At 48.6% G+C, this 19,898-nt stretch carries 18 protein-coding genes; 2 read left to right on the forward strand and 16 right to left on the reverse strand.

Annotation, left to right across the window (positions count from 1 at the left end):
* Positions 1-663: 663 nt before the first annotated feature.
* From FZD51_RS21175 to FZD51_RS21220, 10 genes are all read right to left on the reverse strand, one after another.
* Positions 664-1,836: a thiolase family protein gene (locus tag FZD51_RS21175; protein ID WP_148976567.1), complete on the reverse strand. Its 1,173-nt coding sequence runs from the start codon at positions 1,834-1,836 to the stop codon at positions 664-666.
* A 28-nt stretch (positions 1,837-1,864) separates the two neighbouring features.
* A complete protein-coding gene (gene fabG / locus FZD51_RS21180) occupies positions 1,865-2,605 on the reverse strand; it encodes a 3-oxoacyl-ACP reductase FabG (protein WP_148976568.1) in 741 nt (246 codons plus the stop codon).
* The gene (gene phaZ / locus FZD51_RS21185) at positions 2,602-3,537 is read right to left on the reverse strand and encodes an intracellular short-chain-length polyhydroxyalkanoate depolymerase (RefSeq protein WP_148976569.1); all 936 of its coding nucleotides are present in this window, start codon (positions 3,535-3,537) and stop codon (positions 2,602-2,604) included. The genes fabG and phaZ overlap by 4 nt, the downstream gene beginning before the upstream one ends.
* Positions 3,516-4,499 carry a 3-oxoacyl-ACP synthase gene (locus tag FZD51_RS21190; protein ID WP_262381041.1) on the reverse strand — a complete coding sequence of 328 codons (984 nt, stop codon included), beginning with the start codon at positions 4,497-4,499 and terminating at the stop codon, positions 3,516-3,518. Before FZD51_RS21190 ends, phaZ begins: the two co-directional genes overlap by 22 nt.
* Positions 4,500-4,545: 46 nt before the next feature.
* The gene (locus FZD51_RS21195; protein WP_148976571.1) at positions 4,546-4,737 is read right to left on the reverse strand and encodes a hypothetical protein; all 192 of its coding nucleotides are present in this window, start codon (positions 4,735-4,737) and stop codon (positions 4,546-4,548) included.
* 10 nt (positions 4,738-4,747) lie between these two features.
* The gene (locus tag FZD51_RS21200) at positions 4,748-5,746 is read right to left on the reverse strand and encodes a branched-chain amino acid ABC transporter permease (protein ID WP_148976572.1); all 999 of its coding nucleotides are present in this window, start codon (positions 5,744-5,746) and stop codon (positions 4,748-4,750) included.
* Positions 5,743-6,612: a branched-chain amino acid ABC transporter permease gene (locus FZD51_RS21205; protein WP_148976573.1), complete on the reverse strand. Its 870-nt coding sequence runs from the start codon at positions 6,610-6,612 to the stop codon at positions 5,743-5,745. The genes FZD51_RS21200 and FZD51_RS21205 overlap by 4 nt, the downstream gene beginning before the upstream one ends.
* A gap of 15 nt (positions 6,613-6,627) precedes the next feature.
* On the reverse strand, positions 6,628-7,335 hold the full coding sequence (locus FZD51_RS21210) for an ABC transporter ATP-binding protein (RefSeq protein WP_148976574.1): 708 nt from the start codon (positions 7,333-7,335) through the stop codon (positions 6,628-6,630).
* Positions 7,319-8,086 (reverse strand): ABC transporter ATP-binding protein, encoded by a 768-nt coding sequence (locus tag FZD51_RS21215; RefSeq protein WP_148976575.1) that lies wholly within the window; start codon positions 8,084-8,086, stop codon positions 7,319-7,321. The genes FZD51_RS21210 and FZD51_RS21215 overlap by 17 nt, the downstream gene beginning before the upstream one ends.
* A gap of 142 nt (positions 8,087-8,228) precedes the next feature.
* Positions 8,229-9,446, reverse strand: coding sequence for a substrate-binding domain-containing protein (locus FZD51_RS21220; RefSeq protein WP_148976576.1), 1,218 nt, complete (start codon positions 9,444-9,446; stop codon positions 8,229-8,231).
* Between the two features lie 230 nt (positions 9,447-9,676).
* On the opposite strand from FZD51_RS21220, the gene FZD51_RS21225 reads away from it, so the two are divergent.
* Positions 9,677-9,994, forward strand: a complete 318-nt coding sequence (locus FZD51_RS21225; protein ID WP_009793998.1) for a hypothetical protein — start codon at positions 9,677-9,679, stop codon at positions 9,992-9,994.
* 752 nt (positions 9,995-10,746) lie between these two features.
* On the opposite strand, the gene FZD51_RS21230 is transcribed toward FZD51_RS21225, so the two are convergent.
* From FZD51_RS21230 to FZD51_RS21250, 5 genes are all read right to left on the reverse strand, one after another.
* Entirely contained in the window at positions 10,747-13,986 is a 3,240-nt protein-coding gene (locus tag FZD51_RS21230) for an AfsR/SARP family transcriptional regulator (RefSeq protein ID WP_148976577.1), read from the reverse strand.
* Positions 13,987-14,069: 83 nt separating this feature from the next.
* Complete coding sequence (gene lepB, locus FZD51_RS21235; RefSeq protein ID WP_148976578.1) at positions 14,070-14,624, reverse strand: signal peptidase I; 555 nt, start codon at positions 14,622-14,624, stop codon at positions 14,070-14,072.
* A 21-nt stretch (positions 14,625-14,645) separates the two neighbouring features.
* The gene (locus FZD51_RS21240) at positions 14,646-15,260 is read right to left on the reverse strand and encodes a TVP38/TMEM64 family protein (RefSeq protein WP_148976579.1); all 615 of its coding nucleotides are present in this window, start codon (positions 15,258-15,260) and stop codon (positions 14,646-14,648) included.
* 87 nt (positions 15,261-15,347) lie between these two features.
* On the reverse strand, positions 15,348-16,289 hold the full coding sequence (locus FZD51_RS21245) for an LCP family protein (protein ID WP_187445851.1): 942 nt from the start codon (positions 16,287-16,289) through the stop codon (positions 15,348-15,350).
* Between the two features lie 284 nt (positions 16,290-16,573).
* Positions 16,574-18,565, reverse strand: a complete 1,992-nt coding sequence (locus FZD51_RS21250) for a S9 family peptidase (RefSeq protein WP_187445852.1) — start codon at positions 18,563-18,565, stop codon at positions 16,574-16,576.
* 232 nt (positions 18,566-18,797) lie between these two features.
* On the opposite strand from FZD51_RS21250, the gene FZD51_RS21255 reads away from it, so the two are divergent.
* Entirely contained in the window at positions 18,798-19,205 is a 408-nt protein-coding gene (locus FZD51_RS21255) for a YhjD family protein (protein ID WP_148976581.1), read from the forward strand.
* A gap of 26 nt (positions 19,206-19,231) precedes the next feature.
* Here FZD51_RS21255 and FZD51_RS21260 read toward each other — a convergent pair whose 3' ends face one another.
* Complete coding sequence (locus tag FZD51_RS21260) at positions 19,232-19,798, reverse strand: competence protein ComK (RefSeq protein WP_253619054.1); 567 nt, start codon at positions 19,796-19,798, stop codon at positions 19,232-19,234.
* Positions 19,799-19,898: the final 100 nt, after the last annotated feature.

Here is a 19,898-nt window from a genome sequence, read left to right on the forward strand (position 1 = left end):
CAGGTAGCCGCCTTCCCTCCGTCAGAGTTACCCGACTTCATTGGTACTATGAGGCTATCCGACTTCCTTTAAGCATTTGACAGCCCTTGCTTTGTTATCACTTGTTCGTCATTACTTTTTCCTGTTTCCAGGAGAAGACTTAAAGGATCTCCCGAGTTGCCATAACATATCAATGTGTAACGTGCCGAGGTCATCGACTCCGGGAAGCCGTTTGTTTCTTGCCTTTATCGAAACAGACGGTGTTGCCTTCTGTACTCCTGAACACATCGGCCTTCCAATTGTGCACGAATTTCGGAGCTCAATCCCTTCAACCATACGGCTTACGGCCCATTACCTCGCTGTCTACGCTTAAAGGCAAAGTGTTGCCACTTGCCCTCCAAGACTCGCTACAAGTGAATGGCTAGTTCTTTCTCGACGGGAATCCCACCCGTTATATGTTATGACCTATGCTCGGTCGCTCCAGGAGTCTTCGTGCCTTCTACTCCAATCAACAGGGTTTTAAAACTTTTTGGGCGGATAAAATTCTCCTGAGAAAGACGGGGACACTCCATTTTGATATCTCCGTGTTTAATATTACTATTCCCAAAACATTAGGAAATAAGAATGCTTTCACCCATCCCTTTTAGCTGCAAATAGAAAGAGAGGCATGTCAGGCCTCTCTTGTTATCTTTCTATAAAAACCGAAGCTCCCATGCCTCCGCCGACGCAGAGGGAGGCGATTCCTTTTTTCAGTTCTCTTCTTTTCAGTTCGTGCACCAGGCTGACGATGAGTCTAGCTCCTGTGCAGCCGATCGGGTGTCCGAGGCTGATGCCGCTGCCATTGACGTTTACCTTGCTCCTGTCCAGGCCAAGCTCCTTTTCAACAGCGAGATATTGGGCTGCGAATGCTTCATTCACTTCGATCAGGTCTGCATCCTCCAGAGCCCAGCCAGTCTGCTGCAAGCCTTTCCTGACTGCCGGGACAGGTCCTCTCCCCATGATTTTAGGGTCGACGCCTGACACTGAAAAGCCGGCAATCCGGGCAAGCGGCGTGAGTCCTTTTGCCCTTGCCGTTTCTTCGGACATAAGCACCAGTGCTGCTGCCCCATCATTCAGGCTGGAGGCATTCCCCGCCGTCACGGTTCCATTTTCCCGGAAAACAGGCTTTAGGCCGGCAAGCTTTTCTGCTGTCAGATCAAGCCGCGGGTTCTCATCCCGGGATACAACGGTTTCCCCTTTCCTGTGCTTGACTGTTACAGGGACAATTTCTTCTTCAAAATAACCTTTTTCAATGGCGTTCAGGGCACGCTGGTGGCTCAGCAGTGCCATTTCATCCTGCTCTTCCCTTGTTATCCCATGAAGCTCTGCCAGATTTTCAGCTGTTTCACCCATCATGATATGGTGGATCGGATCCTCGAGGATTTCCCATACAGAATCGGTAATTTTACCATGCTGCATCCTCGCTCCCCAGCGGTGATCCTTCAGGAGGTAAGGGCTTGAACTCATAGCCTCCACACCGCCTGCCACTACGATATCAGATATGCCAGCCTGGATTTGCAGGGCTGCCGAAATGACCGCCTGCATGCCGGATGCACACTGCCTTTGGACAGTGAATCCCGAAGTCTCATCCGGAAGCCCCGCCAGCAGCGCTGCGGTCCTGGCCGTGTTGGGCTGGTCGGTCCGCTGGATGCAATGGCCGAGGATCACCTCATCGATTTCATGGTATTCCAGCCCGCTTCTTTTTACAGTCTCCTTAATGACTGGTACAGCCAGATCGGTTGGCAGGAGATCCTTGAATGCACCTCCAAAGGTTCCGACCGGCGACCTTGCAGCTGATACGATAACCGCAGTCCTCATTTTTCTTTCCCTCCCAGCAGACTTATTCTTACATCATAATGCCGCCGTCCACATGCAGGACGGTTCCATTAATATAATCAGATTCATCGGAGGCAAGGAATAAATAGGCATTGGCAATATCCTCCGGGCTGCCCAGGCGACCAAGCGGCACCATCTGTTTCATTTGCCCGATCACCTTCTCAGGCACCTTTGCTGTCATTCCTGTATGGATGAAACCGGGGGCAACGGCGTTGACGTTGATTCCTTTTCGGCCCAGCTCCTTTGCCCAGGTTTTTGTCATGCCCACAACACCAGCCTTTGCGGCAGCATAATTGGTCTGGCCGATATTGCCATACACGCCTGATACAGATGAAGTGCTGATGATCTTCCCTTTCCCCTGTTCAATCATGCTTGGGACAACAGCCTGGGTGCAATGAAATACACCGGTCAGGTTGACGTCAATCACTTTTTGGAAGTCCTCGGCAGCCATTTTGGACAGCATGCTGTCACGGGTAATCCCTGCGTTATTGATCAGAATGTCGATTCTCCCATACTCCTCAAGCACCTGCCGGACCAGCTCGTCAATGCTTTCCCTTTTGGATACATCTACCTGAATAAACCTGGCATGAAGTCCTTCTCTATTTAACTCCCCTTCTCTTTCCCTGCCGATTTCCTCATTGAAATCGGCCAGGACCACATTGGCCCCTTCTCGTGCAAATCTTTCGGCTGCGGCAAATCCAATTCCGTTGGCCGCCCCGGTAATAATGGCTGTTTTCTCTTTTAGTCTCACTTTAATACCTCCAGCTCTTTATCCAAAAATTCCGACACCGCATCAGTCAGCTGCCCGATATCATCGACAAGCGGTGAATGGCCGCAATCCTTCAATTCTGCAAAGTGTGCATTGCTTCCGATGTCCTCCAGGATTTCCCGGGCCATCCCCGCTGTTATTACCTGATCCCGGTCGCCTCTCAGGACCAGCACCGGCACCTTAATTTTATCCGCGTCCCCTGTTCCGGGTGCTGCACCATTCGGAACGGAACCTATATTGAAAATGTTAAGAGAATGATAGACTTCAGCAAGGTTCCGCTGTGTCAGCATATCATCCAGATACTCTTCATATCTTGCAGGCTCAGGCTGATTTTTATCATAAATAAGGGCATCCCACATCGCTCTTAAAAACATCCTGTCCCCTCTGTCATAAGCCGACTGCACAGGGATCGTCTTGCTTCTATCCGCCTTTACTTGTTCCAGGCTTGTCAGGCGTGCTGATGAATCAGGCACAGCATCCCCTGACGTCCCGTAAAACGGGTATCCCCTTGTGGAAGCTGAGGCCAAAAGAATCAGGCGATTGCATAGACCGGGATTGTCTGCAGCAAGCTGCATAGCAACCGCGCCTCCCGTCGACCAGCCGGCAACGGAAAAATCGGAGAGGCCAATTGCATCGCAAAACAGCTTTACATCATCCGAAAAGTCTTTGATGGAACGGATTGGCTCGAAATAACTGGATTGGCCGAACCCTCTAAGATCGATCGCATACAGCTTATATTTCGGGTCCAGATGTTCAAACACAAGGTCCCAATGCTTCGAGGAAGTCATATTGCCATGGATGAGCAGCAGCTTCTGCCTGCCGCCTTCCCTTTCCCTCCAGCTGATGGTTTCCCCGCTGCTCAAAGCAATCTTTTTCAGTTCTGCATTCCTGCTCACTTTCCATCTTCCCCCCATCTAATGACAGAAGCTCCCCAGGCATAGCCAATGCCTGCACTGACCAGGACAGCTATTTTCCCGGGGGCCAGCCTTCCCTCTTTTTCAGCAAGCTCCAATGACAATATTTGATCAAATTGGCCGATATGCCCAAAATCCTCCAGGTAAATGGATTGCCCCTGTCCAAGGCCAAGCTCCTGAAGGACAAAGTCGTGAGCAGACCTTTTCATATGGAGCATCGCAAGATAATGGATATCATCCTCTGCATAGCCGCTTTTTGCAACCGCTTTCCTTATTACCTTCAGGAAGTTTTCCATGGACTTCTGTTCCAGCCTTTGCTTCATTCCGACTGGATCCATCACATCAAGCTGATAGAGGCCTTGTTCCAGAGCCTCTGCCGTCAACGGGTTCCTGGTTCCTCCGGCCACCACCGCAACATCCTCTGAAAAAGATCCATCTGTTATGATGGCGCTTTCCAGCAGCTTGTTTGAGGATAATCCTTTTTTTAAAAGGATTGCACCGCCTCCTGCTCCCAGATTAAACATAAACCGGGTCCTATCATTTTCGTAATTGATGAAATCCCCGTTTCTGTAGCCGCCGGCAAGCAGGACTGTCGATATGCCGGGATCTGCTGACATCATATCCTTCGCTGTCTTCAGCCCCATTATAGCGGTTCCGCAGCGGAGGGCCATGTCAAATGCATAGGCATTATAGGCCCCGACTTCATGCTGAAGCTTAATGCCTGCGGTCCATAAGGGATATTCTTTATATTCTTCGCCGATATAAATGACCAGGTCGATTTCCAGCGGATCAATTCCAGCTTTTCCGATTGCTTCGCGGGCAGCCCTGATCCCCATCTCGCAGGTATGATCTTCTGCGCCTGGAACCGGCTTCTTTTTGATACCCATTTTATTTTCAACAATATCAAGCGGGATTCCTGCTTTTTTGGCAATTTCTGCACCAGTTATATATGTTTCCGGCAAATAAATGCCTGTTGCTGCTATTCCGATATCCAGATTTTCCGCCTCCTTATTGCACCGGCCCCATCACCCCGGCTGCCAATTTCATATAATCATTGGCTTCTTCCAGCGTTTCAAAGAATGTTTCCCTGTCTTCCTGCACATGCGTCACCTTAATCCTCCAATTTCTTTTGCCTGGTGTTCCTTCCTGATCACTCAGATAAATCCGGATAATGAACGAGGCAACCTGGCCATGAACCATCTTCTCCCCCCTAGCCGGCAATCTTTTCTTCTTTTTTGTCTGCTTCTTTTTCAGTGCGTTTCCACCTCTTCCCTTTAAGCGTCCCGAGAATCCCTTTCGGAAAGAACATCACGGCCAGTATATATATGATTCCAAAGAAGATGATCCACCGTTCAAAAATCCAATGGACCTTTGCCAGTTCTGTCAGCCAGTGGTGGGCAAATTCAATGATCCCCGCCCCGATGATGGCCCCCGCCAATGTTCCGACCCCGCCTATAATCGTCATCAGCAGGGCATCAAGAGTGATATCCATCGTAAATACGCTCGTGTTGACGAAGCGGAGGGATATGCTGTACAGCATCCCGGCAATCCCTGCTATAACACCGGCTGCAACACTTGCGGCAATTTTGTACTGAATCACATTATAGCCAAGGGACTCTGTGCGCTGTTCATTTTCACGGATGGCTTGGAGCACCTTTCCGAGCGGAGAATGGGTGAACCGCGACAATATCATAAAAACGAGAATCATAGCCGCCAGGCAGATAAAGTAGAAGTCTGTCCGGTCTTTCAATAGATCCGGGACCCGGAAGGTAAATCCGTCGTTTCCGTACGTAACAGTTCTCCACTTCTCGGCAAGAACCAGGAAAAGGCCGGCAAATGCCAGGGTCAGCATGGCATAAAAATGGCTTTTCAGCCTTAGTGTCAGAAGGCCGACTGCATAACTGAGGACAGCGGTAAGAACAATTGTCAGCAGCACAGCCAATAGAAGGTTCACCATTGTCGGTTCAAGCCTTTTCATCATCACGCCTGCTGTATAGGCGCCGATCCCGAAAAACATGGCATGGCCGAAGGAAACGATCCCTGTATATCCAAGCAGGATATCGTAGCTCATGGCAAAAATGGCAAAAATAAAAATTTGTGTAAACAAGATCAGCATTGTCCTTGATTCATATACAAATGGCAGCAGCATCAATGCCGCTGCTATAAACGTGTAGATCACGGCCTTTTTATTATCAATGGTATGCTTCATACTCCCCGCCCCTTCAATCTGAATAGCCCCTGCGGCCTGAAGATAAGCACAGCAGCCATCAGCAGCATGTTAACAGCCAGGGAAAGGGATGGAACATAGTAGGACATGAAAGCTCCCGCAAGCCCTACCAGAATGGCAGCAAGAATGGATCCCGAGAAGCTGCCCATCCCTCCAATTACAACAACGATGAAAGCAAGGATGGCAAACTCCATCCCCATCTCCGCATGGATGACACCCGAATACGGTCCTAAAAGCACCCCGCCCAATGCGGCCATTCCCGATCCTGCCATGAAAACAATCATAAAGACTCTTTTAATATTGATCCCCAGGGACTGGACCATCTCTTTATCCATGACACCGGCCCGTACAACGAGTCCGATTTTGGTGTTGCGCAAGATATATTGCACCCCGAGGAAAACGAGCAGGCCGACGATGATGATGAATACCCTGTATTTAATGATGATCACTCCGCCAAGCTCCCAGCTGCCGGCCAGGTAGGATGGCGGGGAGGCGGACAGCTGATTGGGGCCCCAGACAACTTTAAGAAGCTCGGATAATACAAGCATCAGTCCAAGTGTGATTAATATCTGCTGGACATGATTCCCGTATACCGGCTTGATGATCCACCGTTCCGTTAAAAAACCCAGTATAAGCCCGGTCACGACTGCCCCGATGATCCCGGCAGCAAAACTGCCTGTCTGGGCAAATATCCATGTCCCGCTGTAGGCTCCCCATGCAAACAGCCCGCCATGGGCAAAATTAAGGACATCCATCAGTCCGAATATGAGCGTCAGTCCTGCCGCCAGCAAAAAAATCAGCATACCGGTCGCAAGTCCGTTTATGCTAAGGTTAATAAGCACCTCCATCTTATACTCTCCTTTCTAGGCAATGCCCAAATATTTTTTCCTCATAGATTCATCTTCCTTCAGCACGGACATCGGCCCGCCCCCCACCGTTCTTCCATCATCAATAATATAGAAGCGGTCGCCAACCGCGCTCGCCATCATGAAGTTCTGTTCAACAAGGACGATCGTAGTTTTTTCCTTCATTTGCATGATAGAATCCATCACTTTTTCAACCATGATCGGTGCCAGCCCTTTGCTGGGCTCATCGATCAGCATTAAAACATTATCATTCACATAAGCCCTTGCGATGGAAAGCATCTGTTTCTGCCCTCCGCTTAAAAGGCCGCCCGGCTTTTTCCAGAAACGCTTCAAGTCCGGGAAAAGGTCCAGCGTCCAATCCAGCTTTTCCAAAGCGGAAGGAGTCTCTTTCCGCATGGCCACCTTCATATTTTCTTCAACCGTCAGCCCTGCAAATATCCCCTGGTCCTCCGGCACATAGCCAAGTCCTTTTCTCGCAATCTCATAGGGAGGCAGGCCGCCGATTTCTGTCCCTTTCCACTCTATGCTCCCTTTGCTCAGGACATTGTGCCCCATGATGGTTCTGAGGGTGGAAGTCTTCCCTGCACCGTTGCGGCCCAGAAGCACGGTGACTTCCCCTTTTGCCACTTCCAGCGAGACTCCCTGCAGGATATGGTACTGGCCTATATACGTTTCTACATCTGTCAGCTTAAGCTGAGCCTGCATGCTCAAAACCTCCCAGATATGCGGATTGCACCGTTTCATTTTCCATGATTTCCCGAGGGGTCCCCTTAGCCAGCAGGGAGCCATTGAACAGCACCATGACGCTGTCTGATAAATCAAGGATCATATCCATTTTGTGTTCAATCAGAATGATGGTCCTGCCGCTTTCCTGTTTAATTTTCCTGATGACTTCAAGAATGGCCGGAACCTCTTCCAGTGACATCCCTGCTGTCGGCTCATCCAGCAGAAGAACCTCGGTATTCAGGGCGAGGAGCATGGCAATTTCCAGCTTTCTTTTCTCGCCGTGCGCCAGATTGGCGGCGGCTGCATCCTGTTTTTTATCAAGCAATACCAGCTTCAGCCATTCAGACGCTTTTTCTTCAAGCTCTTTGTACCTTTTGAAATGGCGCAGCATTTGATAGCGGATGCCCGCCTGGGACTGGACCGCAAGCCTTACATTCTCCAATACAGTCAAACTTGGAAATACATTCGTAATTTGAAAACTTCTGCCGATCCCCCTTCTCGTCCTTTCAACAGAAGAAAGCTTTGTGATGTCTTCCCCCCGCAAATAGATCGATCCCCCTGTAGGGGCGAGCTGGCCGCTCAGCAGGTTGAAAAAAGTTGTTTTGCCTGCTCCATTTGGACCGATGATCGATAAAAATTCATTTTCCGGGACAGCAAGCGAGACAGAATCCACTGCTTTATGGCCTCCGAATGATATAGATAAATCTTTTGTTTCTATGATTGGACCCATTTGCCCACCTCCACTTTTATATTCAGCTGCCCGCAGCATACTAAAGGATGCCTGGGCATTGCCCGGACCCGCTTTGCAGCAATGGACCCAGGCCTGCTGCCGGAGTCCATCGCCATTACTCATTTTATAATCCGGTTTTCACTTACTTGTTCAGGACAGGAGGCGCTGTCTCTTCAGGAGACAGTTCCCTCACCAGCACCGGGACAGGGTATGGAACACCATCCTTTTTCTCCAGCTTGATTGCGTACAATGCCTGAAGGGCCTGGTGGTCTTCTGCCCTGAATGTCATCTTCCCCTTCGGCGTCTCGAAGCTCATTCCTTCCATTGTCTCAATGAGCGTGTCTGCATCTGTACTGCCCTCGGTTTTCTTCAGAGCTTCCACGATGGAGATCGCGGCGCTCATGCCTCCTGGAGTGAAGAGATCCGGCACATCCCCGTCAAACCGCTTTTTATGCTCCTCTACCAGCCAGCTGTTGATTTCGTTATCCGGAAGATCGTGATAATAGACAGAGAACCCTTCCATCCCGATCAATGGCTCCATTGTCGCTAGGGCAGCAATATCCGGCGCGCCTGTGGAAATTTTGATGCCTTTATCCTGGACCTTCATATCAGCGATCTGATTCCAGGGTGAGTTGGCCCCCGCCCAGATGACAAACAGATAATCCGGCTTGGAATCAATCACTTTCTGGATGTTTGCAGTAAAATCGGTTGCGGCAGGATCTGCGTACTCTTCATGGACAATTTCAGCGCCAAGCTTCACCGCTGCATCCCGGAATGCAGCCACACCGTCGCGCCCGAAAGAATAATCAGGGGCTAGCGTCGCTATTTTCACACCGTCACCCGCGATGGCTGCAGCACCAGCGACTGCATCCTGAGAAGAGTTGCGCGCGGTCCGGAATATATAAGGATTGAACTCTGATCCTGTGATGCTGTCAGCGACCGCCGGCTCGACGACCATGATTTTCTCATATTCTTCCGCCAGGGGAAGAACAGCCAATGTATCACCGGAGCTGGAGGATCCGACCAGGAAATCAACTTCATCTTCCTCAAGCAGCTTTGTCGCCTTTTGGACAGCCACTTCCGGCTTTGTTTCAGTATCCTCTACGATGAACTCAATCTTCCTTCCAGCCACTTCATTTTTGCCGTCTGTTGCATATTCCAGGCCCAGCTCAAAGCCGCGCAGTGTCTGTTCCCCATATGACTCGAGCCCGCCTGTCTGCGAGGCCAGCACGCCGATTTTGATCGGATCGCTCTTCTCATCCCCGCTGCCTCCCGATTCTTCTGAACTGCAGGCACTCGAAAAGACCACCATCAGCGACATCAGGCAGCCCAATGCCATTTTCCTTGTATTCTTTTTCATCCTTTCTCCCCCTTGAAATCAATTGTTTGCTGCAAATCTTCCTGCCTTCATCCTAATCAGCCCCAGTTACAAATCGGTTACAGCCAAGATATATTCTTAATTTCTATTGCCGGATGAAATAGACCTGCCCGATCTGGAAATTCCTGCAAATGGTTTAATACTTAAGAAAAGCGGAAAAGAGATAAGAAATCTATTGATCTTAATTTCCGTCTGAGAGGAGACGAAAGATAATGAAAACAGTTTATGGATTGATGACACAGGATGGAAGCGCAAATGAACTGCTGTGGGATTTAGGCTTTTGGGAAACAGAAGAGGCAGCCAATGAATATTTAAAGACCAATCTTCCGCTTTCAAAAGGCATCTGGGTGGAGCTTATCAAGGTAAATGACCCTATTCCTGAAACTGTTGAAGCATTCGAAGAAGACAAAATGGTTGCCTGCTCATTCTGTGATATTGAATACAATGCCGCCGACATCCTCATTGCCGACGTCAATGTCCACATCTGTGTATACTGCCAGCCTGCTTATAAGGCGCAGCTTGTTAAATAGAAAAGCGGAGGCGGCTTGCCCAGAGCCGACAAGCATAAGACGCGCAAGAATAAAAGGCGCTCTTTGCCTTTAATTCTTGCGTGGCTTATGACTCGAGGCTCTAGCCGCTGGAGCTGGACAAATAGAAAAGCGGAAAAGCCTTGCTCAGCCCCGACAAGCTTAAGGCGAGCAGAGCGAAAGGTTGGCTCTTTAACCTTTTGATCTGCTTGACTTAAGACCTCGAGGGGCTAGGCTTTGGAGCTGGACAATTAGAAAAGCGGAGGCGGCTGTTAAGGTGCGACAATCATAAGACGCTTTGGAATTGAAGGCGTTCTTTGCCTTCGGTTCCAAAGTGGCTTATGACTCGAGCACCTAGGAGCCGCAGCTGGACAACTAGAAATGCGGAAAAGCCTTGCTCAGCCCCGACAAGCTTAAGGCGAGCAGAGCGAAAGGTTGGCTCTTTAACCTTTTGATCTGCTTGCCTTAAGACCTCGAGGGGCTAGGCTTTGGAGCTGGACAAATAAAAATGCGGAAAACACACCGATTAAATTCTCTAATGCTAAAATGCGCCGGAGCAAAGGCTCCGGCGCAGGCAGATGCAGGTTAGAACAGCGCCCCGAAGCGGGCCGCTGGCATTATTCATTCTAAAATTAAATCTTTTCTACCCAAATTGGCTGTTATTCGTCCAAGAATTAGAATGATTCACCCCAGTTTTTCATTTATTCGCCCTAGAATTGGCGATATTCATTCCGCTTTACATTTTTTTCCACAAATCACCACTGCGCATGTCCCGCCACATTCCCCGATTCCATGATCATTTCATGCATATGGAGCGTAGGCTCCAAAGGCGCAACGCCCAGCTCTTCCTCAAGAACCTCACAGCATTTCTGAAACCATCTGATTGCCCGGGGGCGATTATTTTTGCTGTAATAACAGTACATCAGGAGCCTGTAAGCCTCCTCCCACGTCCGGTCCTTTTCTATTATTCTTTCGCACCATTCAATCGCCATGTCATAGTCTTCTTTCCTGACACAAAGCTGCGCGAGCTTTTCAGCACCTCTCAGAAAGTAGACCTGCAGCCTTTCTTTTTCACTGATGCACCAATCTTCATAGCGCCGCTCAGGCAGATAGTCCCCGGCATACAGTTTCAGGGCTCTTTCAAGTCTGTGGATGCTTTTCCCATGGTCTTTCTCTTCCAGCCCATCTTTGATCCACTCCTCAAAAAGGATGGAGTCCAAATCTATGACAGCTTTTGGATTTATCCCATAGGAGGTGCCTTCCCTGCTGATGAAGAATGGGTTCTTCCTTGGCTTGCGGTTTGGTTCAAGTACGTTATTGAGTGCGTTCAGGGCAACCTTAAAGTCTCTATCCGCACTCGCGGCATCCTGCTCCGGCCAAAGCATATCAAATATATCCTCTTTCCGGATAAGCTGGTGGAGGTGGGTGAGAAAAAGCTGGAGGAGCTCTTTGGCTTTTCCCCGCTGCCATCCCCCTTCGTCGATTTCTTTATCGCCCAGCCATACTCGGAACTGCCCGAGTGTTTTCACTTTGAGGGTGAATCCCGGGTGGGAATGAAGGTTGCCAAGATTCATTTCTTTTAGCAGCCTTGCAGTATAATCAGGCATAATGCTGCTTTTTTCTGCTTCAATTAGAATGGGTGCAAACATCTGCAGGTCCCTTGGGCCGAACAATGTCCTTCTGAACAGGAAAAACTCATAGTCCCCCCATTGCATCTGGCTGAGGAAAGACTTAAATGAGTGTTCAAAATCTTCCTGAAGCCCCTGCTGATGAGCAGAATAGGCTTTCCAGAATAAAGCCAGCATACAGCCGTAATCATCCCCGCACTGCTGAAGCATGCTTGATGCAAGGTCAAAATGCTTATCTGCTTCACCGAAGCGCCTTCCATAAGCAGAGCTGATGCCCATACTGATGAGGATCAGGGAAGACAGCCACATATCTTTCACTCTCTCGGTTTCCTGCAATCCTGCCTTCCCGGCATCCATCGATTTGCTGTAGTCATTCCGTTCTCCGTATAAAATGCATAATCCCATTAAAGGCTCTGCTTTTCCTCTTTCAATTTCAAGCCGGTCCATTATGTCCAAGGAAGTCCTGTAGCATTTTTCCGCAAGGGCAGAATCATATTCCCCCAGCAGCTGTGCCGCATGCCCAAGCCTGATCCAGCCGCAGGCTTCTACAAACGGTGCCTTTGTACTGATTCCCTGCTGGATGCCTTCCTGGGACAACTTTTTCGCTTCTGCCCCATTGCCTGTAAATGCCTCGATAAGGGCCAGCAGCAGATCTGTCTCCCGGTGCGATTTCGGGAGCGGTTTGCCCTCACTCTCTGTTTTGCGGCCGGACATCAAAATTTTCCGGCTTTCTGTCAATTTACCCGTTCTTAAATAAAGCCGGGCCAGAAGGCTTTTATCCAGCATTTGATGCCCCATGGATTCTGCCCTCTCCATCCATTTTTCTGCTTTGGCGGCCTGCCCGGCATTTATAAGGTTTTCCGCAAGCAAATGATACAGTCTCGCCGGCTCATCCCTTCCCCCGCGGATATTCCCTTCCTTCAGCTGTATTGCCTGGGATAAAATGCGCTCTGCTTTATGCGGCTGAATCGTGTCCAGATAGATCCTTGCCTTCCCTTCAAGTGCACGCGCCTTCCAAATCAGGTCCTTCTTACCGTCAGCCCCTGTTGCCGCCCTGTCATAGGCAAGCTCTGCTTCCTGGTACGAAGATCTGTAGCGCAATACTTCCCCTTCAAGGAACCAGACGGGATAAAATCTGTCCTTTGTCTGACCGGGGATGCCCGCAATCCTGTCTGACAGGCTTCCCAGCTTACCGGTTTCAAGCATCCTTAGCCCCTGGTCGCTTAATATAGACGCTATCTCTTCTGTTGAACCAATCTTCTCAAAATGCTTAAGGGCATCATCCCACTGAAGGCTCCGTACGAAATGGCGTGCACACCGCTCATTTAAAAGGCGGTAGCTATTCGGCTGGCCGGCTTTCAGCTGCTTTTCAAGGAATTCCTTAAACAGGGCATGGTATCTGTATACCTTTTCCCCTATCTTATGGATAAAAAGGTTCTTCTCTGTCAGCTGCTGAAGCATTGCCCCTGCCCCGGCGATCCCCATGACCTCATTGCAGAGCTCTTCTGTCATATCATCAAAAATACTTGTTTGTTCAAGGAATTGCTGGATAAGCGGCGGCTGCTTGGCAAATACCTCTGTGACCAGATATTGAAAAAGGTCTGCCAGGGAGCCGGACGATGCTCCGAATAAATTAGAAATGCTTTTTTTGTCTGTCAGCTGCTGTCCAATCATGCCCACAGCAATGACCCATCCTTCTGTAGCAAGGCAAATTCTGTCCAAATCCCCCTGCTTAATGGAAATTCCGTATAATTCATTCAAGAGCAGCTCCACTTCATCCCGGGAAAGGACCAGGTCCTCTTTCTTTATTTCAAGGAGCTTGTCTGTGACCCTCATCTTTTTCAGCAGCTTCCATCCCGGCCTGCTCCTGCTTGAAATAATAAGATGAAGATTCGGCGGAATATGTTCAAGTAGGGTTTCCATCCAGCAGTTGATCGTATAGGAGTGCTCAACCTGATGAAAGTCATCAAGGATCAGCAGTATATTTTCCCTATGAAGGGCTGCTTCATTTATAAATAAAGAGGCGAGTGAACGAATCTCTTCTTCTTTTACATACCGGTCCAGCTGCTCCAGGATGCTTAAGATCTCAGTCCCGAAATCAGGATGTGCCAACCGGACCGATGCCACAAGGCAGGATAAAAAAGGAATGATGTCATCATCCTCGGATGATATGGAATACCAGCTGCAAGGGAGCTTTTCATCGTGGACGAACAGGGCCAGGGCCGTACTTTTTCCATACCCGGCCCCTGACTCGACAATGCACAGCGGATATTCAGCAACCGCTTTCATTTTTGCCGAAAGCCTTGCTCTCCTTATATATCCTTCTTTGACTGGGGGCACCATCAGCTTGGTTTTGATGACAGGCATTTTTATCCCCCCTTTCCATTTTTATAATTTTTAGACTATTTTAGCATATTTGCATGCAAAAAGGACTTGAATTCTCCAAGTCCTTAGAATTTAATATCCATTTCATCTATCGGCCAGTAGCGAAGATTCACCTTTCCTACCACCTGGTCAGCATCAATGCAGCCGAAATGCCGGCCATCCCAGCTTTCCAGTCTATTGTCCCCAAGGACGAACAGCTGTCCTTCAGGCACTGTTTCGGTATGGGCCACTTCCTCCAGGGTAAAATCTCCGGTCAGGCGGCCGCCGAGCGTTTCTTTTCTGTATTTTTCAAGGAAAGGCTCCTCCACAAGCTTGCCGTTGATATACAGATGGTCATCTTTATAATCGACCCTGTCACCCGGCAGTCCGATGATCCTTTTAACAAAATCCTCTTTTTCATTTGCATGGAAGACTATGACATCAAATCTTTGCAGCTCCCCGATCTGGTAGCCGATTTTATTGACTACCAGTTTGTTTCCATCCTGCAGCGTCGGCATCATGGACCCGCCTTCAACCACATAATTTGAAAAGAAAAACATACGGATAAATACAAAAATGATGATTCCGATCGCGAAGGCCTTTATCCACTCAAGACCCTCCCGCTTAACCTCTTCTTTCACGCGGTCCCCCACCTCCCTGGTTTATTTGCTGCTGTCTTTATCTGCTCCCATATTTATCTTTACTTCAATCCTTTTCCCGACATACCAAAGAATAAAAATAACAGCAAGGACAATCACTGTCCTGATGGGCTGGGTAATCAATGACCTTATATCGTAGCCAATAAAGCTCATGGTAAAAATCATGACCATTTTGCCTGTCAGCACGGCAAGCATATACTGAGCAAAGCTGATTTTAGATAGGCCGGCCACTATATTCACAATGGCCGATGGCGTAAAGGGAAAACAAAGCAGGATGAACAGAGGGCCAAAGCCATGGCGCTCAATCCAGCTCATCAGCTGCTGCACCTTTGCATGTTTTCTCAAAAAAGTTAATATCCTCTTCTGCCCGTATGTACGGACCAGATAAAAAACAAGCATGGCCCCTGCACATGCACCTGCCCAGGATATCAGAAAGCCGAGCCACAATCCAAAGGCATTGGCATTTGCCATGACGAACAGGAACAGCGGCAGAAAAGGCAGGAAAGCTTCAAGCATTGGCAGCAATATTCCAGGCAGCGGCCCAAAAGAACGGTAGCGTTCAATAAGATCCATTATATTTTCCAGTGTCAGCCAATCCTTGAGCAAGTCAAAATCCATTGAAAAATCTCCTTAGTAAAAACAATTCGGTATTTATTCTTACCTCTGGCAAGGCGTCTTTACACCACAAATTGCTCCCTGTGCCTATTATTTCGACAAAAACTCACTGACCGCCTGCCGGTTTTGTTCCAGATTGACCCCGAGAACATCCGCCCCTCCCGGAGTTGTTTCATCCCAATAGGAACCTTCAACAGGGACCCTTAATGTCTCAATCTGCCTGCCTTCTTTAGACAGCAGGCTTTTGCCCATATATAAAATGTCTCCGGTATCCATATTTGTATTGATATACGGGGTGACGACACCTACCAGTTTAGGAAGCTTCGGCAATGTCTGGATGCTGGTGAACTGATCGGCAATTTCTGTCATCACCTTCTGCTGTCTTTCCACCCTGCCGAAATCGCCTACAGCATCATGCCGGAAGCGCACATATCCGAGCAAGTGCTCTCCGTCCAGCCCTTGAAGCCCCGGCTTCAGCGTTACACCTATATTATCCGACATCTCCTTTTCAACGTCCACTTCGACACCATTCGGAAATGCTTCATCTATAAGCTGAACAAATCCCTGAAAATCGACGATTGAATAATACTGGATATCAATATCAAAGTTCTCTTTGATCGTCTGCCTCAATAACTCCGGGCCTCCATACGCAAACGCAGCATTAATCCTGTTTTTCCCGTGGCCCGGAATGTCCACATAAGAATCCCTCATGATGGAAATGATTTTATAGGTTCCTTTATCAGGATGATATTGCCCCACCATGATTGTATCGGTCCGCGGCGTTTCTTCCCCGCGTGCATCGCTTCCAAGCAGCAGTACGTTCGTGCCTCCATATTTGTCTGTTTCGCCATTGAATTCATATTTTACTTCATTAGTATTTTTCACTTTATCTTCAGACTGGGCCACACCCTGATTAAACTGGTAGTATGCATAAGCAAGTGTGCCGGCAATAATCAAAAGCAGGAACAACACAGCCAGCTTCCATTTGCGCTTCTTCTTTTTCTGCTTTTTTTCGTATCGATCCGATCTCATCACAATTATCCTTCCATCATATAGTCAGGTCCGCAGCAGCTGTTATTTCCAGCAAGCCTGCAGAACCGCATTTTCAAAGCTCCGGTTTATAAAAAGAATAACCACTTTATATGACTCTGTCTGCGTGCAAAAGGTTTCGTTTGTCCTTCTGGCATTTTCTATTTTTCCTTGGCCGCTTGGCATTCTGAAGGACTGGCCTTTATTTTATTGTACACAAAAAACCGCAAAGACTCACAGCTTTGCGGTTGTTTTTCTGGATTATCCTGCTATTTACTGATAAAAAATTACAAATGCTTGTCAAACCAGCCTGAGATATAATCAAGGCGGCTGATCCGGAGCGAAGGTTTCCCGCTCCTGGAGAGCTCATGGTTGGATTCAGGGAACCGGACAAAGCTCGTTTCTTTTTTGCGGTGCTTCAGGCTGATGAACAGCTGCTCTGCCTGTTCAATCGGACAGCGGAAATCTTTTTCGCCATGAAGGATCAGCAATGGCGTATTCATCTGATCAACATATGCAAGCGGCGAGTGCTTCCAAAGCTTTTCGATATCATCAAGCCCCGCTTGGATCTGCCAATCTGTGAAATAATAGCCGATGTCGCTTACTCCATAGAAGCTGATCCAGTTTGAGATCGAACGCTGGGTGACGGCTGCCTTGAACCTGTCTGTGTGGCCGATGATCCAATTGGTCATGAAGCCGCCATAGCTTCCTCCCGTCACCCCGAGCCTGTCCTGGTCGATGAACGGATATTCTTTCAGCACATAATCTACTGCATCCATCAAATCCTCGTAATCCCTGCCCCCGTAGTCACCGCGGACGGCATCCACAAATTTCTGCCCGTACCCATGGCTGCCCCTCGGATTGATATAGAGTACAGCATAGCCTTTAGCTGCAAGGACCTGGAACTCATGGAAATAGGAATTGGCATACATTGCATGCGGTCCGCCATGGATTTCAAGGACCAGCGGATATTTCTTTCCTTCCTCAAAACCGGCAGGCTTCATCAGCCAGCCATGGAGATCCCATCCGTCAGCAGAAGTAAATTCAATCGGCTCTGCTGCGGAAAGGCCGGTTTTCTCCAGAAACTCAGAGTTGACAGCGGTCAGCTGCTCCAGCTTTCCTGTAGTGATTTCCAGCAGGAACAGGTCACCCGGATGGTCAGGCTTGCTTATAGCGACTACAGCCTTATCATTATTCCCTCCGGTTGAAAGGCCATAGACATGCTGCCTGTCCAGCAGTGCAGGGAACAGCTCTCCTTCAACCGTCCCGTAGTAGACTGCAGTGCTGCCATTATCAGTAGCAAGGAAATAGAAGCTTCGATTATCATTTGACCAGAGAAGGCCTGGGGAAACGGCTCCCTGCTGGAAGTCGCCGATCGCATAATCCCCGATCAGCAGGTCTGTATCTGCAGTCAGGCAGCGGAGTTCTCCCTGCTCACGGTCATACACCCATGCTTTTGAAAGAGTAGCATTTTCAAACTCCCTTTCATGTCCGATCAAACCAAGATAGCGGCTGTCAGGCGACCAGGTGATATTGCCGAAATAGCCTGTACCCTGGGTGATTTTCTCCTGCTCTTTCGTTTCAAGATTAATCAGGTAGGCATCGCTGCCATATGAAAAATCCTTGTCCTCGCTCAGGTCTGCTGTCACAGCCAAATGCTTTCCGTCCGGCGACCAGCTTTGAAGGCTGTAATCATTTTCCCCCTCTGTCACTTGCTCGATATTGCCGGTATCTGTGTCAGCAATGGCAATATGAGTGAATGTTCCGTTCCAGAAGCCCTGGGCATCTGATTTATACCTCATTTTATTCACTTCAAGCGGAACAGGCTTTTCATCCTTTTCCTCCCCGCCTTCGCGGTCATCAACCGTTTCTCCCTCTCCAAGGGAAACAGTAAAGGCGATTCTGGAGCCGTCTGGCGACCATACCGGATTGCCAGCCCCGTTCTTGCAGTATGTAAGCTGGCGGGACTCGCCGCCGGCTGCGGAAAGGATGTGGATTTGATTTTTCCCGCTGCGGTTCGATACGAATGCCACCCTGCTGCCATCCTGTGACCAGCGCGGCGAATGATTGCGCCATGTGCCGAATGTCCATTGGACAGGAGCGCTTTGTTCTTCCGTGTTTATGTAATAAAGATTGGAGCTGTATGCATCCTTTTCCTCCAGGATAACGGTTTCCGTATAGACACAATCCTTGCCGTTCGGCGCCAGCTGGGGGTCGGCCGCTGATTTTAAATGATGCAGATCTGTTGATGCAATGGTGTTTTTTGCCATGATAATCATCTCCCCTTTATATGTAAAACCATTCTACTTATTTCGACAACAGAAATACTTTTCCTGCCTGACTGGCATTTTTTCAGGAAAAATATTTTTTTTCTGCTCCAAATGAGCTCTATGCCCCAATCTGAGGAAGACTGTTATTGAGGGATGCTAAATTCGACTTGCATAGAAAGCAGGGATTCAGTAAAATAATAACGAACAAACGTTCTATTTCTGTTCGGAGGAGCAAGCTGATATGACAAGAATTCCAGAGGATGACCGAAATATTATGGAGCAGGCAATCTATCTTCCTATGGTATTGGTTGTGCTGAACAGGGACATAGGTGTGATTAATAATAGTCCCTTTAAACTCAAAAAGCCTTACCTGAATTTAATTGAAGATACGATGAAATTCATCCAGGCAGAGCTGGCAGGCGTAAAGCGCTATATGAAGGATAACCGCCTCCAGGTCCAGGAGATCAAGCGTGATGATGCATTTACGATGTTCATGTTCCTTTATAAAGGGTATGAAGAGCACCATAACTATTTTAATCCGAGGATCCGCAACAGGGTACAGGAGCTGATGGAATATTACTTGTTCAAACGCTGGACGATGCAGGAAGAAAGCCGCCTCCGTCTGAAGAGGCCAGGCCAGCCTCTGTAATTTACCGCATAGGCGCATGCCGGAGATCACTCGAGCTTCCTGTTCCGGTAGCTCCCGACGGGTTCTGAAGCCCTGTTGGGCCTCTGATTATCTGTGAAATAGAACATCTTCCTGCCATGCCCTTCGATCCGCTGATGAAGCTTTGTCCTTAGATGAGCTGTCCGGAGGAGCTGATTTTCAAATGAGCTGGATGATACAGGGAGGATCAGTGTATGTTTGTTTCCGAATACGACCTTGGTATGTGAGGGATCTGTACGATGGTGGGCTGCAATATGCTCATAAGAGATCCAGATGCAGTCGGGGTTGTTCGGGGAAGTTGTCGGAAAAAAATACAGCAGGTTTGTCGGGTCGATGACAATTGGGACTTTATGCGTCACGCCAATGATATCCTTGGTCGCATCCTTCCGTCCCTCATAAGAGGAGCCGAAGTAGCCGCAGCTTTTTTTGACGATATCAAACGGTTTGAACGGGGACAGGAATTCATCTTCAACCTCAAAGATCCGCGAGTAAATTTTTTTGCCGTATATCTGCGGCATGATGATCATCGTAGAAGGATTTATTTCGTATTCCTCCACCAATCTTTTTTTATGCATATCCAAGTGATTCATCTCCTTTGCTCTTCGTTTCATTTTATTATACCATCTTTATTCCAGATAATTGCAAATTTTTAGTCAATTATTGTCAAATGCCAAA

This window comes from Bacillus infantis, assembly GCF_008180445.1.
GTDB classification, from domain to species: domain Bacteria; phylum Bacillota; class Bacilli; order Bacillales; family Cytobacillaceae; genus Bacillus_AB; species Bacillus_AB infantis_B.

Bases quoted from the DNA above. Each gene is read 5' to 3' on its own strand.
- FZD51_RS21205 (WP_148976573.1), bottom strand. From the start codon at position 6,612: ATGGAGGTGCTTATTAACCTTAGCATAAACGGACTTGCGACCGGTATG.
- FZD51_RS21250 (WP_187445852.1), bottom strand. From the start codon at position 18,565: ATGATTATCATGGCAAAAAACACCATTGCATCAACAGATCTGCATCAT.
- FZD51_RS21225 (WP_009793998.1), top strand. From the start codon at position 9,677: ATGAAAACAGTTTATGGATTGATGACACAGGATGGAAGCGCAAATGAA.
- FZD51_RS21220 (WP_148976576.1), bottom strand. From the start codon at position 9,446: ATGAAAAAGAATACAAGGAAAATGGCATTGGGCTGCCTGATGTCGCTG.
- FZD51_RS21260 (WP_253619054.1), bottom strand. From the start codon at position 19,798: ATGCATAAAAAAAGATTGGTGGAGGAATACGAAATAAATCCTTCTACG.
- FZD51_RS21195 (WP_148976571.1), bottom strand. From the start codon at position 4,737: ATGGTTCATGGCCAGGTTGCCTCGTTCATTATCCGGATTTATCTGAGT.
- FZD51_RS21245 (WP_187445851.1), bottom strand. From the start codon at position 16,289: ATGAGATCGGATCGATACGAAAAAAAGCAGAAAAAGAAGAAGCGCAAA.
- FZD51_RS21215 (WP_148976575.1), bottom strand. From the start codon at position 8,086: ATGGGTCCAATCATAGAAACAAAAGATTTATCTATATCATTCGGAGGC.
- phaZ (WP_148976569.1), bottom strand. From the start codon at position 3,537: ATGGGGGGAAGATGGAAAGTGAGCAGGAATGCAGAACTGAAAAAGATT.
- FZD51_RS21200 (WP_148976572.1), bottom strand. From the start codon at position 5,746: ATGAAGCATACCATTGATAATAAAAAGGCCGTGATCTACACGTTTATA.
- FZD51_RS21210 (WP_148976574.1), bottom strand. From the start codon at position 7,335: ATGCAGGCTCAGCTTAAGCTGACAGATGTAGAAACGTATATAGGCCAG.
- FZD51_RS21255 (WP_148976581.1), top strand. From the start codon at position 18,798: ATGACAAGAATTCCAGAGGATGACCGAAATATTATGGAGCAGGCAATC.
- FZD51_RS21230 (WP_148976577.1), bottom strand. From the start codon at position 13,986: ATGCCTGTCATCAAAACCAAGCTGATGGTGCCCCCAGTCAAAGAAGGA.
- FZD51_RS21240 (WP_148976579.1), bottom strand. From the start codon at position 15,260: ATGGATTTTGACTTGCTCAAGGATTGGCTGACACTGGAAAATATAATG.
- FZD51_RS21175 (WP_148976567.1), bottom strand. From the start codon at position 1,836: ATGAGGACTGCGGTTATCGTATCAGCTGCAAGGTCGCCGGTCGGAACC.